The organism is Pseudomonas sp. Pseusp15 (assembly GCF_059492165.1).
In genome coordinates, this window is the sequence record NZ_CP168523.1 from 3,912,127 (window position 1) to 3,926,848 (window position 14,722).

At 59.2% G+C, this 14,722-nt stretch carries 15 protein-coding genes; 4 read left to right on the forward strand and 11 right to left on the reverse strand.

All coding sequences use genetic code 11. The features are described 5' to 3' along the window. The first annotated feature begins 27 nt into the window (after window positions 1-27). A complete protein-coding gene (locus ACEN8R_RS17780) occupies window positions 28-498 on the forward strand; it encodes a MaoC family dehydratase (protein ID WP_018926458.1) in 471 nt (156 codons plus the stop codon). 264 nt (window positions 499-762) lie between these two features. Here the strand turns inward: ACEN8R_RS17780 and ACEN8R_RS17785 are convergent, their stop codons facing one another. Then, window positions 763-1,230, reverse strand: a complete 468-nt coding sequence (locus tag ACEN8R_RS17785; RefSeq protein ID WP_477744591.1) for a ferritin-like domain-containing protein — start codon at window positions 1,228-1,230, stop codon at window positions 763-765. 202 nt (window positions 1,231-1,432) lie between these two features. Here ACEN8R_RS17785 and ACEN8R_RS17790 point away from each other — a divergent pair, with 202 nt between their 5' ends. Both ACEN8R_RS17790 and ACEN8R_RS17795 read left to right on the forward strand, forming a co-directional pair. Further along, on the forward strand, window positions 1,433-1,669 hold the full coding sequence (locus ACEN8R_RS17790; protein WP_007949456.1) for a DUF3820 family protein: 237 nt from the start codon (window positions 1,433-1,435) through the stop codon (window positions 1,667-1,669). A 25-nt stretch (window positions 1,670-1,694) separates the two neighbouring features. Continuing rightward, window positions 1,695-2,876 carry an aminotransferase class V-fold PLP-dependent enzyme gene (locus ACEN8R_RS17795; protein ID WP_495624232.1) on the forward strand — a complete coding sequence of 394 codons (1,182 nt, stop codon included), beginning with the start codon at window positions 1,695-1,697 and terminating at the stop codon, window positions 2,874-2,876. Between the two features lie 2 nt (window positions 2,877-2,878). Here the strand turns inward: ACEN8R_RS17795 and ACEN8R_RS17800 are convergent, their stop codons facing one another. From ACEN8R_RS17800 to zwf, 4 genes are all read right to left on the reverse strand, one after another. Beyond that, a complete protein-coding gene (locus tag ACEN8R_RS17800) occupies window positions 2,879-3,604 on the reverse strand; it encodes an intradiol ring-cleavage dioxygenase (protein WP_495007612.1) in 726 nt (241 codons plus the stop codon). A gap of 218 nt (window positions 3,605-3,822) precedes the next feature. Continuing rightward, entirely contained in the window at window positions 3,823-4,488 is a 666-nt protein-coding gene (locus ACEN8R_RS17805) for a bifunctional 4-hydroxy-2-oxoglutarate aldolase/2-dehydro-3-deoxy-phosphogluconate aldolase (RefSeq protein ID WP_018926462.1), read from the reverse strand. Between the two features lie 17 nt (window positions 4,489-4,505). Next, window positions 4,506-5,219, reverse strand: coding sequence for a 6-phosphogluconolactonase (pgl, locus tag ACEN8R_RS17810; protein ID WP_111454767.1), 714 nt, complete (start codon window positions 5,217-5,219; stop codon window positions 4,506-4,508). Beyond that, window positions 5,206-6,675, reverse strand: coding sequence for a glucose-6-phosphate dehydrogenase (zwf, locus tag ACEN8R_RS17815; protein ID WP_018926464.1), 1,470 nt, complete (start codon window positions 6,673-6,675; stop codon window positions 5,206-5,208). Before zwf ends, pgl begins: the two co-directional genes overlap by 14 nt. A 226-nt stretch (window positions 6,676-6,901) precedes the next feature. On the opposite strand from zwf, the gene ACEN8R_RS17820 reads away from it, so the two are divergent. Beyond that, a complete protein-coding gene (locus ACEN8R_RS17820) occupies window positions 6,902-7,762 on the forward strand; it encodes a MurR/RpiR family transcriptional regulator (protein WP_172901244.1) in 861 nt (286 codons plus the stop codon). Window positions 7,763-7,822: 60 nt separating this feature from the next. Here the strand turns inward: ACEN8R_RS17820 and ACEN8R_RS17825 are convergent, their stop codons facing one another. The 6 genes from ACEN8R_RS17825 to ACEN8R_RS17850 form a co-directional block, all read right to left on the reverse strand. Next, window positions 7,823-8,677 carry a D-hexose-6-phosphate mutarotase gene (locus ACEN8R_RS17825; protein ID WP_064616385.1) on the reverse strand — a complete coding sequence of 285 codons (855 nt, stop codon included), beginning with the start codon at window positions 8,675-8,677 and terminating at the stop codon, window positions 7,823-7,825. 116 nt (window positions 8,678-8,793) lie between these two features. Next, window positions 8,794-10,140: a carbohydrate porin gene (locus tag ACEN8R_RS17830; protein ID WP_018926467.1), complete on the reverse strand. Its 1,347-nt coding sequence runs from the start codon at window positions 10,138-10,140 to the stop codon at window positions 8,794-8,796. 129 nt (window positions 10,141-10,269) lie between these two features. Beyond that, the gene (locus ACEN8R_RS17835; RefSeq protein ID WP_018926468.1) at window positions 10,270-11,430 is read right to left on the reverse strand and encodes an ABC transporter ATP-binding protein; all 1,161 of its coding nucleotides are present in this window, start codon (window positions 11,428-11,430) and stop codon (window positions 10,270-10,272) included. Window positions 11,431-11,432: 2 nt separating this feature from the next. Next, window positions 11,433-12,278 carry a carbohydrate ABC transporter permease gene (locus tag ACEN8R_RS17840; RefSeq protein ID WP_019581464.1) on the reverse strand — a complete coding sequence of 282 codons (846 nt, stop codon included), beginning with the start codon at window positions 12,276-12,278 and terminating at the stop codon, window positions 11,433-11,435. Further along, on the reverse strand, window positions 12,271-13,179 hold the full coding sequence (locus ACEN8R_RS17845) for a carbohydrate ABC transporter permease (protein WP_018926470.1): 909 nt from the start codon (window positions 13,177-13,179) through the stop codon (window positions 12,271-12,273). Before ACEN8R_RS17845 ends, ACEN8R_RS17840 begins: the two co-directional genes overlap by 8 nt. A gap of 143 nt (window positions 13,180-13,322) precedes the next feature. After that, window positions 13,323-14,624, reverse strand: a complete 1,302-nt coding sequence (locus ACEN8R_RS17850) for an ABC transporter substrate-binding protein (protein ID WP_064616384.1) — start codon at window positions 14,622-14,624, stop codon at window positions 13,323-13,325. Window positions 14,625-14,722 lie beyond the last annotated feature (98 nt).

Below are 14,722 nucleotides of genomic sequence, written 5' to 3' on the forward strand. Positions count from 1 at the left end.
TTTAATTCGTCACAGGAATCGAGACAGATGACCCAGGTTACCAACACCCCTTACGAAGCCCTCGAAGTCGGCCAGACCGCCAGCTACAGCAAAACCGTCGAAGAACGTGACATTCAGTTGTTCGCCGCGATGTCCGGCGACCACAACCCGGTGCACCTGGACGCCGAATTCGCCGCTGCCTCCATGTTCAAGGAACGCATCGCCCACGGCATGTTCAGCGGCGCGTTGATCAGCGCGGCGGTGGCTTGCGAGCTGCCTGGGCCGGGGACTATTTATATCGGTCAGACAATGAGCTTTCAGAAGCCGGTGAAGATTGGCGACACGCTGACTGTGCGCCTGGAAATTCTCGAGAAAATGCCGAAGTTTCGTGTGCGGATCGCCACCCGAGTGTTCAATCAGCGTGATGAACTGGTAGTGGATGGCGAGGCGGAGATTCTGGCGCCGCGTAAACAGCAGACCGTGACATTGCCGACGTTGCCGGCGATCAGCATCGGCTGATTCATCACTCATCCGTGGCCTGGATGGGCTTCTGTGGCGAGGGAGCTTGCTCCCGTTCGGCTGCGCAGCAGTCGTAAAAGCTGCTCCGCGCCGGAACAGGTGAATCGAGGTGCCCGATTGGGGGCGCTGCGCACCCCAGCGGGAGCAAGCTCCCTCGCCACAAAAAGCCCCCCTCGCCACGGTGAATGCAGCGTTTCGTTCTCCTACAATCTCGAACACAAAAAAACGCCAGACTCGCTGGCGTTTTTGATGGGTAACGAACGCTTACGAGCGTGCGCGAGCCTGGTTGCGCAGGGCTTTGACCTGATCGTGGTTGCGTTGCACGCCGTGATACTGGCGTTCAACGATGTCACGAATGCCCACCAGGTTGTACTTGTTGATTTTATCCAATGCGTCCTTGTAAGCCTTCTTCGCATGGTCTTCACCGCGTTCGGCTTCGTTCAGCACCGCCTCTTCATCCTTGCCGGTGAACATCGACTTCACATCCACCCAACGACGGTGCAGATCGCCGCTGACACTGGTGGAGGTTTCCGGATCACCGCCCAGGGAACGCACAGTGGCCTGCAGTTCGGCAGCGGCTGAGGCGCAGTCGGCGGAGCGCTGAATGAACAGGTTTTTGAGTTCGGGATTCTTGATGTCTTCAGCGCAAGTCTTGAACCCTTCCTGACCGTCTTTACAGGTTTCAATCAGGTCGTTGAGTACAGAGATCGCTTCTTTATTAATGTCGGTCATTTTTCAATTCCTTGCGGTTGATGAAAGATGCAATCAATCGTTGCACCCTGCATGCCAGCTTCGAATTGAAATTTTTTACTTATATTTCAATGATTTAATCTTTAGTCGAAATCTGTATCCGCTTTTTTTGCATGATCTGTCAATTGGCCTGCATGCAGAATGCCTGTATTTTCCAGACTGTTCTAAATCAAGACGACTGATGATGAATCCCGAAAAGCTCGAACTGCTGATTACCCGCGAGATGCCCTTCGGCAAATACAAGGGCCGTATCATCGCCGACCTGCCCGGTCAGTACCTGAACTGGTTCGCTCGCGAAGGTTTCCCTCACGGGGAACTGGGCGGGTTGCTGGCCTTGATGCAGGAAATCGACCACAACGGCCTGTCGGAACTGCTCGAACCGCTGCGCGCCAAGCACGGCAAACCTGCCCCTCGTCACTGAACCGCCCTATCGCACCGAGTCGCCCATGCCCGATAACACCCGCCGTGCCCGTGATGAAGCCTTTTGGCAGACCTTTGCCGACCGCTACGCTGTCGAACCCGGCCCCCTGAACCTGGAGAACGGTTACTTCGGGCGCATGTCACGCACCGTGGTCGAGGAGTATCAACGCAACATCGAGCTCATCAACCGCGGCAACTCGGTGCATGTGCGCCAGCGCTTCGAACAGGGCGAAAGCGTCAAGATTCGCGCGCAGCTGGCCAAACTGATCGGCGCCCCGGCCGAAGCCGTCGCCTTCACCCGCAACGCCTCGGACGGCTTGCAGTCGCTGATCCGCAACTACAATCGCCTGGAACCGGGCGATCAGGTCCTGCTGTGCGATCTGGAGTACGACACGGTCAAGAGCGCAATGCGTTGGCTGGCCCGCTATCGAGGCGTGGAAGTAATCGAGATCGAGCACCGTCGCCCCGCCAGTTTCGACAGCTTGCTGGCCACGTACCGCGAAGCTTTCACACGTTATCCGCGACTGAAGTTGATGGCCCTGACCCACGTCACCCATCGCACCGGTCTGGTAATGCCGGTGCAGGCGATCGCCGCTGCCGCCAAGAAGCATGGCATCGATGTGATCCTTGACGGCGCCCATGCTCTGGGCCAGATCGAGTTCAACCTCGATGAACTGGGCATCGCCTTCGCCGGCTACAACCTGCACAAATGGATCGGTGCGCCGCTGACTCTCGGCTTCATTTACATCGCGCCCGAGCGCCTGGCCGACATCGACCCGGACATGGGCGAGATGCATTTCCCTGACACCGACATTCGCGCCCGCACGCCATACAGCACCCCGAACATCCCGGCCCTGCTGACCCTGCCGCTGGTGTTCGAAGAGCATCAGGCCATGGGCGGTTCCGTCGCCAAGGGCGCTCGGCTCAATTACCTGCGCAACCGCTGGGTCGATGCCGTTCGGGAGTTACCGGGGATCGAAGTCCTGACCCCGGATGACCCGCGCCTGTATTGCGGCATCACCTCGATGCGCTTTACCCGGCATGCCGACCAACAGGCGATGGTCGAGCGCCTGCTCAACGACTACAACCTGTTTACCGTGGCGCGCAGCGGCGCGGCGTGTGGCCCGTGCATCCGCATCACACCGGGGCTCACGACCATGGCAGCGGACATGGATGTACTGGCCCGGGCGTTGAACGAATTGCGCTGACGTCACACAGTGTATTTATCAAAGTCCTCGGGCTTGATTTGCGATGACACCGCAAACGTGTCGACACCGATGGTCATGTGCCCGAAAAAGCCGTCCTCATTCGAGTCTCGACCGATGGTGTGAATATTCAGGGTCGAGGCCTCGCCGCCCATGCGCTGATAAAACATATCCTGCGCATTGGTCAGCGGTGAGACGGCTCGACCGCTGTACTCACGGGCATTGAGCACCGACCTTGATGCGACCTCGGGAAAGTAAAGCTGGCCGACCCAGGCGACGTGCCGCTCTTCCAGATAGTTATTACCGGCTGTGATGCGTACCGCGACGTGAATATGCAAAGCGCGGCCGGCATAGAACCCCGGATAAATAGTGGTAAACCGCACGATGCCCATTTTGTCGGTGAATTGCCCACCACGCAGGTAGGTGTCGTCGTCGGTGCGCGGGATCGACCCGATATCATCCACATCGACTTCCTTGTCCGGGTTGACCTTGCTCCAGCCCGAATACGCCCCGCGCGCATTGCAATGCCAGATATCGACCAATGCCCCGGTAACCGGTTGACCGGTCATGGCATCGACGATCGTGAGCCGCAGCACCAAGGGAATGCCGTCCATGCCTTCGCTGACGTTTCGCCTGATCAGTTTTGGATTTCGAAAATACGGACCGGCGATCTGCTCGGGTGACAGTTGATAAACCGGTAGTGGGGGTGCAGCCGAGGTGTTGTCGTCCATGACGTTCTCTCTTCCATAAGATGAACGCAGATTAACGCTGGACGTGCGGCGAGATGCGGTAACTATGTATCGCGTGATGTCGATCCTAAAAAGAGCATTTCGACAGTCATGGGGATTTTCACCAGGCAAAAAAAAACGGTGCACCGACCAAGCGCACCGTAAAGCCGTAGAACACACAACGAAGTGTTTGGTAAATCCGGTATATCCGGTAAATCAGATCAGTCCAGCAGCGCCAACGCCTCGGCGGTGCACTCCTGGATGCGGGCCCAGTCGCCGTTCTTGATCCACTCGGGGTCAAGCATCCAGCTACCGCCCACGCACATCACGTTCTTCAACGCCATGTAGCTCTTGATGTTGGCCGGGCTGACGCCGCCGGTCGGGCAGAATTTAACTTCGCCGAACGGGCCGCCCAGGGCCTTGATGGCCGCGACGCCGCCGCTGACTTCCGCCGGGAACAGCTTGAAGCGGCGATAACCCAGGCAATAGCCTTCCATGATGCCGGAGGCGTTGCTGATGCCCGGCAACAGCGGAATCGGGCTGGCGACACTGGCTTCGAGCAAGTCACGGGTGATGCCCGGCGTCACGATGAATTGTGAACCGGCGGCTTCGGCAGCGGCCAGCATGCTGCGATCAAGCACCGTACCGGCACCGGTCACCAGTTCCGGACGCTTTTCGCGCAGGATCTGGATGGCCTTGAGGCCGAACTGCGAACGCAGGGTCACTTCCAGCGCCGTGAGGCCACCGGCGGCCAGGGCGTCGGCCAACGGCAGCACGTCCTGTTCGCGAGCGATGGTGATCACCGGCAGGATCCGCGCCTTGGCGCAGAGGCTGTCGATCAGGGCAACTTTGTCCGCCATGGAAACGGTCGGGGATGTGTTTGTCATAGCGGCTGATCCTTGGTTCATGGGCACCAGTAAATCTCTAACGTAGGTTGCAGAAACGCCCGAATCGGCATGGCGGCGACATCGTCACCGGCCAGTGCGGCGCTCAGGGTGGTCAACTTGGACTGACCGGAAATCGATAGAACGATGTGCCTGGCCGAAGCCAGCAGCGCGCGACTCATGGTCAGGCGCTGACGCGGCACGGTCGGCGCCAGCATCGGCCAGCAACGACGAGTGCCGTCGACTTTCAAGGCGTCGGCCAGGTTCGGGCTGTTGGGGAACAGTGATGCGGTGTGACCGTCGTCGCCCATGCCCAGCACCAGCACATCGATCGCCGGCAATTCGGCGAGCAAGCGATCAGCCTGCTCGGCGGCCTGCTCCAGGTTGGCGGTGGCACTGTAGAGGCTCAGGAACTGGGCCTTGGCCGCCGGACCTTGCAACAGGTAACGCTTGAGCAGACCGGCATTACTGTCGGCATGCTCCACCGGCACCCAGCGCTCGTCAGCCAGGCTGACCACCACCTTCGACCAGTCCAGCGCCTGCTTGGCCAGGTGCTGGAAAAATGCCACCGGGCTGCGCCCACCGGACACCACCAGCGTCGCTGTGCCTTGTGCGGCAATCGCGTCGCTCAGTTGTTTGGCCACTGCCAATGCCAGGCCTTCGGCCAGCAGCATCGGTTTTTTGAACTCATGGGCGCTGACGCCCTGAGGCAGTTTCAATTCAGATATCGCCATACCACGACCTCCCGTCCCGCGTGATCAGTGCAATGGAACTCATCGGCCCCCAGGACCCGGCCGCGTACGGCTTGGGCGCATCACCGGACTTTTTCCACCCGGCAATCAACTGGTCACACCACTTCCACGCGGCTTCGATTTCATCTTTACGGACAAACAGGTTCTGATTGCCACGCATCACTTCCAGCAACAACCGCTCGTAGGCATCGGGAATCCGTGCGCTGCGCCAGGTGTCGGAAAAATTCAGCTGCAACGGACCGCTGCGCAACTGCATGCCCTTGTCCAGGCCTTGTTCCTTGGTCATCACGCGCAAGGAAATGCCTTCGTCCGGTTGCAGGCGGATGATCAGTTTGTTGCTGATCTGCAAGCGCTGCTCGGGGGCGAAGATGTAGTGCGACGGTTCCTTGAAGTGGATGACGATCTGCGACAGCTTCTGCGGCATGCGCTTACCGGTGCGCAGGTAAAACGGTACGCCGGCCCAACGCCAGTTGCGAATGTCGGCACGCAGGGCAACGAAGGTTTCGGTGTCGCTCTGGGTGTTGGAGTTAGGCTCCTCCAGATACCCCGGCACCGACTTGCCTTCGCTGTGACCGGCGATGTACTGGCCGCGCACCACTTGAGTGGTCAGGCCTTCCGGGCTGATCGGCGCCAGTGCCTTGAGCACTTTGACTTTCTCGTCGCGGATGCTGTCGGCGGACAAGTCGGCCGGCGGGTCCATGGCGATCAGGCACAGCAACTGCAACAGGTGATTCTGGATCATGTCCCGTAGCTGGCCGGCCTTGTCGAAGTAACCCCAACGGCCTTCGATCCCGACCTGCTCGGCCACGGTGATTTCCACGTGGGAGATGTAATTCTGGTTCCACTGGGTTTCGAACAGGCTGTTGGCGAAACGCAGGGCGATCAGGTTTTGTACGGTCTCTTTGCCCAGGTAGTGGTCGATACGGTAGGTGCGGTTCTCCGGGAAGAACTGCGCCACGGCGTCGTTGACCTTGCGCGAGGATTCCAGGTCAGAACCGATGGGTTTTTCCAGCACCACGCGGGTGTTTTCGGTCAGGCCGACCTTCGACAGGTTCTCGCAAATAGCACCGTAAACCGCCGCCGGCGTGGCGAAGTAGGCAATCACCCGCTGGGCACTGCCGGCCTGCTCGGCCAGGGCGACGTAATCGTCAGCCTTGAGGAAGTCGACATGCAGGTAACTCAACCGGGCCAGGAAGCGCTCGAGCACGGCTTCATCCAGCTCTTTGGCGCCCACGTAGCGACGCAACTCGGTGGCGATGAACGCCAGATGCTGCTGCTCGCTGCCAGGTTCACGGGCCAGTGCGATAATGCGCGTATCCTCATGAAGCAGGCCGGCACCATCGAGTTGATAAAGGGCAGGAAACAGCTTGCGCAGGGCGAGATCGCCGAGAGCGCCGAACAAGGCAAAGGTGCACGGTTCAACCGTAATCGAAGGCATGATGTTTGTTCTTTTATCAAGTTAAGCTACAAATACCTTTTTTCAAGGCATCACTCAAGGGAAAATGTAGTAATAACCACAACATTTTCGCAAAATATAGATTCCGAGTGGTGGTCGGTCGGAGCCATCAGTAGGATAGGCCACCGTTATGGGCCGTATCAAAGGCCCAATTTGCATAGCCGAGCGCTTGTTTGCGCAGGTGAATTTAGGAACCCATATGGACCGCGTGCGAAATTTACTGGAACAGATCCAGAGTCGCCTCGAAGACCTGAACAAGGCAGAACGCAAAGTCGCCGAAGTGATCCTGCTCAACCCACAGCAGGCGACCCGGTTCAGCATCGCCGCCCTCGCCCAGGCCGCGTCGGTCAGTGAGCCGACGGTCAACCGTTTCTGCCGCTCATTCGGTGTCAGCGGCTACCCTGAACTGAAACTGCAGCTGGCCCAGAGCCTGGCCAGCGGCGCGGCGTATGTCAGCCGTGCGGTGGAAGCCGACGACAACCCCGAGGCTTACACCCAGAAGATCTTCGGCAGCGCCATCGCGTCCCTGGACAGCGCCTGCCAGGCACTGGACCCGAACCTGATCAGCCGCGCCGTCGACCTGTTGATCCAGGCCCGGCAGATCCACTTCTTCGGCCTCGGCGCCTCGGCCCCGGTGGCACTGGATGCGCAGCACAAGTTCTTCCGCTTCAACCTGGCAGTGACCGCCCATGCCGATGTGCTGATGCAACGCATGATTGCCTCGGTGGCCCACACCGGTGAGTTGTTCGTGATCATCTCCTACACCGGCCGCACCCGCGAATTGGTGGAAGTGGCGCGCATCGCCCGGGAAAACGGCGCTTCGGTGCTGGGGCTGACGGCCGAAGGTTCGCCGCTGGCCAAGGCCAGTACCTTGAGCCTGAACATTCCGTTGCCGGAAGACACCGACATTTACATGCCGATGACCTCGCGGATCATTCAGCTGACCGTGCTCGATGTGCTCGCCACCGGCATGACCTTGCGCCGAGGCGTGGACTTCCAGCCGCATTTGCGCAAGATCAAGGAAAGCCTCAATGCCAGTCGGTATCCGATTGGGGATGAGTTTAATTAACCCACTGTGGCGAAGGGGCTTGTCGGAACGCCGCACCGCCACAAAGGTTGTGCGCATCGGCTACGCCCCAACCCGCGCCTGCAAACTCAAATGCGCCCGCTCCCCCGGCGCCAGGCACAGGCTGTCGGTGCCGCCGCTGGCCGCTTCCACACAGACGAACTCGGAAATCTCGTTCCAGCTCACGCCCAGTAATGGCCGCGAGCCGGGATGCCAGACCACCGTGTCCGCATGATCACCGGTGTCGATGCACAGTTCGCGCTGCCAGGCGTGGTCCTTGAGCTGCAGTTCGCCGTCATGCTGGAACACGCGCTGACACCCACCGTCGACCCGCAACTCGCCTTCCTGTTGGCAAGCCTGGCGGTTCAACTGGTCGTAACCTTGCGCTCCTTCGAGCCCAGACAGCGCTATCTCACCGACATCACCAATACGCCAATAGGCGTGCAACGCCTGACTCAACTGGCACGGCATGTCGTCCTGATGCTCGGTGCTCAGGTGCAAATCCATGCGTTCGCCCAGGTGCGCATGCAAGTCCACTTGCCAGTCGCACAGCTGTAACTGCCAGTGCAGGCGCACGCCATCGTCGTCACTGCTGCTGTCGAGCAGCTTCCAGTCGAGCAGGCGCGCCCAACCATGGGACGGCCAGGCGTTTTCGCTTGGGTGGCGGCCATACCACGGCCAGCACACCGGCACGCCGCCGCGAATCGCACCCACGTGCGGCCATTTCGCCGCGCACCACAACCAGGGTTTCTGACCCTTTGGCTGGAAGTGCAACAACTGCGCGCCCTGACGACTGAACACCGCCTGACACAGCGGATGGTCGATCACCAGCACGTCGCGCATCTGATAGCGCTCCCACGCAAACACCGGACGTTCGCGCAAGGATTTGAAGAAGCGTTGTAGCGGATGCTCAAGCATGTGCCACGGTCCTGAAAATCATCTGTCACCCGAGGGTGCGCCACCCCCAAAAAAAAGCGGACAGCCATGGCCGTCCGCAAATATGCGCACATAGAGAGGAGCTTATCGCAACAGCGTTAGAACACCGACTGAATTTTCAGGCCGGCGACCAGCGCGTTATCAACTTCATCCACACCACCCGGGTGAGTGATGTATTGCAAGTTAGGACGCACCGTCAGCCAGTTGGTAACGTGGAAACCGTAGTTGATCTCGTAGTTGTACTCGGTGCTGCGCAGTGGCGCGAACAGTGGATCGTTGTAGTCGGTGACACCATTGGCGGCGTTGACCAACTCGGAGTTTTTCTTCACGTCATCGTTGACATGGATACGGGAGAAACCGATCCCGACGTCGTCTTTTGGACGCGCATCGAACGGGCCCTTGTAAACAAACATCAGCGACTGGTAGTTGTCGACGAAGTTGGTGTCCTTGTCGTGGAAGGTGGCGTTGGCCGCGATGTTCAGACCGCGCGAAGCATCACCGTTATGGGTGGTCAGTTGTTGCTGCGCCACGAACCAGTAGCCGTGCTTGCTGTCATGGCTGCGATAGGCATTGCCGGTGGTCGCTGCATCATTGCCGTTGTCGTCTTTACGGACGTCATTGGCGTCGGCCGTGCTCTTGTAGTAACCGACACGGTATTCGCCCGGCAGGTTGTTAACCTTCGGCGACCAGACCAATTCAACCGGCAAGACGGTGCCCTTGGTGCCACTGCCGCTGAGCTTGAAACCGTTACCGTGCTCAAGTTGCGATGGGTTCTGGTTGTACGCGCCGATCTGCGCATAGAACTCAGGCGTGATGTTGTACTTCACGCGAACCGCTGCCTGCATGACCGGCCAGTTGTACCAGATACCGGTCGCCCAGTTACCCGCCTGGGAACCGCAGAATGCCAGGTTCTGGAACTCGCAAGGGAAGGTGTTGAAGTCTTCGCCTTCGCCGAAGTAACCAGCCTTGACGTCCAGTTTCCCGTCGAGGAACTGGTGCTTGATCCACAGCTGGGTCAGACGGACCATGTGGCCACGGCCGTAGACTTCCTGGGAGGAGCTCAAGGTGCCGGCACGCGGGTCGCCGACACGGTCATTGGAGATGTTCTGACCGTTACGGTTGGTGAGCTGGATCTTGGCCTGGGTGTTATCCCAGCCCCACAGTTTTTGCAGGTCCAGCGCCACGCCCAGACCAAACTGGTCGGCGTAACGCGCCGTTTTGTCGTCGTTGTAGCCGCCGTGCAGGTTGGCGCCCACTTCACCGACATAGTCGGCCTTGATGTCGATACCTTGCTCGATCAGCTTGGTCCGCTCGCCACCCCAGTCCCCCGTCATCCACTGGGAATCGGCACTGAACGCGTCAGCCGCGTGTACGCTACCGGCCAGCATCATCGCCGCAACCGCTGACAATTGGCAGATCAGCTGAGCGTTGTTCTTCTTCTTCATCCCTACATCCTCGTTTTATTGTTATTAACTGTTTTTATCTAACGCGGTTTACATCGATTGCGACGGATGTCTCCATCCGCCACTAATCCCCCCTGTGAGAGCGGGCTTGCTCGCTCCCACATTTGATCTTCAGCGGCCTTTGAACTGGGCCACGTTGGCGCTGTGAGCTTCGGTTTTTGGCAGGCCGGCAACGCCCAGACGCTCACCGGTCTTGGCATCGAACAGCAGCACTTTCGATGGATCGAATTGCAGCGTCAGGGTCTCGCCCGGGGCTGGTGCGACGTCCGGTGCCAGACGGCAGCAGACCTTGGTGTCGTTGAGATTGACGAATACCAGGGTGTCGGGACCGGTCGGTTCGGTGACCTGCACTTCGGCGCGGATGGTCGGCAGGCCGTTGGCTTCGCCGTTCGCCAGCACGATTTGCTCCGGGCGCATGCCGAGGATCACTTCGCGGTCTTCGAGCCCGGCGTCCTGCATGCCCAGCGGCAATTCGCAGCGCGCCTGACCACTGTCGAGCAACGCCAACAGACGGCCGTCCTTGCGCTGCAAACGCAGGGGGATGAAGTTCATCGGCGGCGAACCGATGAAGCTCGCCACGAACAGGTTGGCCGGGTTGTTGTAGATGTCTTTCGGCGTACCGAACTGCTGGATGATCCCGTCCTTCATCACCGCCACTTTGTCGCCCAGGGTCATCGCTTCGATCTGGTCGTGGGTCACGTAGACCGTGGTGGTTTTCAGGCGCTGGTGCATCAGTTTCATTTCGGTGCGCATCTCGACCCGCAGCTTGGCGTCGAGGTTGGACAGCGGTTCGTCGAACAGGTAGATCTTCGGCCGACGCGCCAACGCCCGGCCCATGGCCACGCGCTGTTGCTGACCACCGGAGAGCTGACCCGGCTTGCGGTTGAGCAGGTGTTCGATTTGCAACAGCTTGGCCACGCGAGCGACTTCCGCGTCGATGTCGGCGGCAGGCATCTTGCGGATCTTCAAACCGAACGCGATGTTTTCGCGCACGCTCATGGTCGGGTACAGCGCGTAGGACTGGAACACCATGGCGATGTCGCGGTCTTTGGGGCTCATGCCGCTGACGTCCTGGTCACCGATCATGATCGCGCCGCCGGTGATGGTCTCAAGGCCGGCGATGCAATTCATCAGGGTCGATTTACCGCAACCCGAAGGGCCTACAAGAATCAGGAACTCACCGTCCTTGATCGACAGCTCGATGTTCTTGAGGGTGTCCGGCAGGCCGGGGCCATAGGTTTTGTTTACATTGCGAAGTTCGAGCGTAGCCATGATTACCCCTTGACTGCGCCGGCCGTCAGCCCGCGCACGAAATACTTACCTGCGACCACATAGACCAGCAGGGTCGGCAGCCCGGCGATCATTGCCGCCGCCATATCAACGTTGTATTCCTTGGCCCCGGTACTGGTGTTGACCAAGTTGTTCAACGCCACCGTAATGGGTTGCGAGTCACCGCTGGAGAACACCACGCCGAACAGGAAGTCGTTCCAGATCTGGGTGAACTGCCAGATCAGGCAGACCATGATGATCGGGGTGGACATCGGCAAAATGATCAAGCGGAAGATGGTGAAGAACCCCGCGCCATCGAGCCGCGCTGCCTTCACCAGTGCATCGGGAACACTGACGTAGTAGTTACGGAAAAACAGTGTGGTGAACGCCAGGCCGTAGACCACGTGCACGAACACCAGGCCTGTCGTCGTGCTGGCCAGGCCCATCTTGCCGAGGGTGAACGAGGCCGGCAGCAGGACCGTCTGGAATGGCAGGAAGCAACCGAACAGCAGCAGGCCGAAGAACAACTGCGACCCGCGAAAGCGCCACATCGACAGCACATAGCCGTTCAACGCACCGATGGCCGTGGAGATCATTACCGCCGGAACGGTGATCTTGATCGAGTTCCAGAAGTACCCGTCAACCGTGCCCCAGGCCTTGATCCAGCCAATACCGCTGACCACGGTCGGCCAGCTCAGCAGGTTGCCGGAGTTGATGTCTTCAGGCGTCTTGAAACTGGTCAACAGCATGACCACCAGCGGTATCAGGTACAGCAATACCGCAAGGAGCAGCACGCCATAGATCGCGATGCGACTCAGGCTGATGGCAGGTTTGGCAGCGAAACTAGTCATGACGTTTGGCCCTCAGCTCGGAGTACAGGTAAGGCACGATGATCGCGAGAATCGCACCGAGCATCAGAATCGCACTGGCCGAGCCCATGCCCATCTGGCCGCGACTGAAGGTGAAGGAATACATGAACATCGCAGGCAGATCGGAGGAATAACCCGGGCCACCGGCGGTCATTGCCGCTACCAGGTCGAAACTCTTGATAGCGATGTGGGCCAGGATCATCACTGCGCTGAAGAACACCGGGCGCAGGCTCGGCAACACCACTTTCAGGTAAATGCGCGGCATGCTCGCGCCATCGATCTGGGCGGCACGGATGATCGATTGATCAACGCCACGCAGGCCGGCGAGGAACATCGCCATGATAAAGCCCGAGGCTTGCCATACCGCCGCGATCACCAGGCAGTACACAACGCGATCCGGATCGATCAGCCAGTCCAGGCGAAAGCCTTCCCAGCCCCAGTCACGCAGCAATTTGTCCAGGCCCATGCCCGGGTTGAGCAGCCATTTCCAGGCAGTACCGGTGACGATCATCGAAAGCGCCATCGGGTACAGGTAAATGGTGCGAATGAAACCTTCGCGACGAATGCGCTGATCAAGAAACACCGCCAGCAACACACCGATCACCAGGGTGATACCGATGAACATGCCGCCGAAAAGCGCCAGGTTCTTGCTCGCTACCCACCAGCGATCGTTGTCGAACAGCCGCTGGTACTGCGCCAGACCCGCCCATTTGTAAGTCGGCAGGAAGGTCGAAGTGGTGAACGACAGGACGAAGGTCCACAGGATATAGCCATAGAACCCCACCAGAACAATGAACATGCTCGGCGCCAGCACCAGCTTGGGGAGCCAGCGCTGCAGCGCATCGAACGGCGAGGCCTTGCTGAACACAGCAACAGAACTCATGGGAAGATCCAGTACGAAGAGAGAGAGAATTCGGGCAGGTCCCCTGTAGGAGCCGGCTTGCTGGCGAAGGCGGTGTGTCAGTCGACATCTGCGTTGAATGACACATCGCTATCGCCAGCAAGCCGGCTCCTACAGGCCAAGCATTACTTGGCCGCTTTAATGGCAGTGCCGAGTTGCTTGGCGGCAGTGGCAGGATCGGCTTTCGGATCGTTGATGAAGTTGGTCACGACATCAAAGAAAGCACCCTGTACCGCCAGCGTGGTCGCCATGTTGTGCGCCATGCTCGGCTGCAAGCCACCGGTCTTGGCGTCCGCCAGGAAGTCTTTGGCAGCCGTCTGGGCGCAGGAGTCGAAACCGTACTTGCCCATGTCACTCAGCATGTCGTTTCGAACCGGGATCGAACCCTTGTTGATGCTGAAGACTTTCTGGAAGTTCTCACCCAGCACGATCTTGGCAATGTCCTGCTGAGCTGCAGCAGTGCCCTTGTCTTTCTGCTTGAACACGGCCAGCGAGTCGATGTTGTAGGTGAAGGCCTTGTCGGTGCCCGGGAAGGCTACGCATTCGTAATCCTTGCCGGCGACTTTCTTGGCCGCTGTCCACTCGCTCTTGGCCCAGTCACCCATGATCTGCATGCCGGCCTTGCCGTTGATGACCTTGGCCGCCTCCAGGTTCCAGTCCTGGCCTTTGCCGTCAGCGTCCATGTAGGTCGCGACTTTCTTCAGCTCGGTCAGCGCCTTGACCATGTCAGGACCGGTCAGCGCCGCGTTATCCAGATCGACCAGGGCTTTCTTGTAGCCATCGACGCCCATGACCGAGAGGACCACCGCTTCGAACACGGTGCTGTCTTGCCAAGGCTGGCCACCGTGGGCAAGCGCGATGAAGCCCGCAGCCTTGAGCTTGTCACCGGCCGCGTAGAATTCCTGAAGGGTGGTTGGCGCTTTTTCGATGCCGGCTTTCTTGAAGACTTCCGGATTGATCCACAACCAGTTGACGCGGTGAATGTTCACCGGCACGGCCACATAGTTACCGTCGTACTTCACGGTATCGGAGACTTTCTTGTCGAGCAGGCTGTCCCACTTCTCAGCTTTGGCAGCGTCTTTCAAGACGTCGGTATCGAGCAGACCGGTAGACGCCCATTCCTGAATGTCCGGACCTTTGATCTGCGCTACACCCGGCGGGTTACCGGCCACGGCGCGGCTTTTGAGTACGGTCATGGCCGTGGCACCGCCACCGCCGGCGACTGCGCCGTCTTTCCAGGTGAAACCGTCTTTTTCGACTTGAGCCTTGAGCACATCGACAGCCGCTTTTTCACCACCAGACGTCCACCAGTGAACGACTTCCACCGAACCTTTGGAATCGGCGGCCAGGGCACTGAGCGGGAATGCTGCAACGGGAAGCAGTGAAGCGAGAGAAATGACAGTAGCGAGGCGAGAAATCGCATTCATCTAGTAGTACCTTTCTTGTTGTTATGCATGCAAGTCTGGTGCTTGCGCTGCATGGATTCTAAACAGGAGTCATACCTTCGCAGGTAACGAAGGGACGT

Excerpts from the sequence above, each read along its gene's own strand:
- ACEN8R_RS17835 (WP_018926468.1), bottom strand. The coding sequence starts at position 11,430 with ATGGCTACGCTCGAACTTCGCAATGTAAACAAAACCTATGGCCCCGGC.
- ACEN8R_RS17780 (WP_018926458.1), top strand. The coding sequence starts at position 28 with ATGACCCAGGTTACCAACACCCCTTACGAAGCCCTCGAAGTCGGCCAG.
- ACEN8R_RS17850 (WP_064616384.1), bottom strand. The coding sequence starts at position 14,624 with ATGAATGCGATTTCTCGCCTCGCTACTGTCATTTCTCTCGCTTCACTG.
- ACEN8R_RS17805 (WP_018926462.1), bottom strand. The coding sequence starts at position 4,488 with ATGACAAACACATCCCCGACCGTTTCCATGGCGGACAAAGTTGCCCTG.
- zwf (WP_018926464.1), bottom strand. The coding sequence starts at position 6,675 with ATGCCTTCGATTACGGTTGAACCGTGCACCTTTGCCTTGTTCGGCGCT.
- ACEN8R_RS17825 (WP_064616385.1), bottom strand. The coding sequence starts at position 8,677 with ATGCTTGAGCATCCGCTACAACGCTTCTTCAAATCCTTGCGCGAACGT.
- ACEN8R_RS17800 (WP_495007612.1), bottom strand. The coding sequence starts at position 3,604 with ATGGACGACAACACCTCGGCTGCACCCCCACTACCGGTTTATCAACTG.
- ACEN8R_RS17845 (WP_018926470.1), bottom strand. The coding sequence starts at position 13,179 with ATGAGTTCTGTTGCTGTGTTCAGCAAGGCCTCGCCGTTCGATGCGCTG.
- ACEN8R_RS17795 (WP_495624232.1), top strand. The coding sequence starts at position 1,695 with ATGCCCGATAACACCCGCCGTGCCCGTGATGAAGCCTTTTGGCAGACC.
- ACEN8R_RS17785 (WP_477744591.1), bottom strand. The coding sequence starts at position 1,230 with ATGACCGACATTAATAAAGAAGCGATCTCTGTACTCAACGACCTGATT.
- ACEN8R_RS17790 (WP_007949456.1), top strand. The coding sequence starts at position 1,433 with ATGAATCCCGAAAAGCTCGAACTGCTGATTACCCGCGAGATGCCCTTC.
- pgl (WP_111454767.1), bottom strand. The coding sequence starts at position 5,219 with ATGGCGATATCTGAATTGAAACTGCCTCAGGGCGTCAGCGCCCATGAG.
- ACEN8R_RS17840 (WP_019581464.1), bottom strand. The coding sequence starts at position 12,278 with ATGACTAGTTTCGCTGCCAAACCTGCCATCAGCCTGAGTCGCATCGCG.
- ACEN8R_RS17830 (WP_018926467.1), bottom strand. The coding sequence starts at position 10,140 with ATGAAGAAGAAGAACAACGCTCAGCTGATCTGCCAATTGTCAGCGGTT.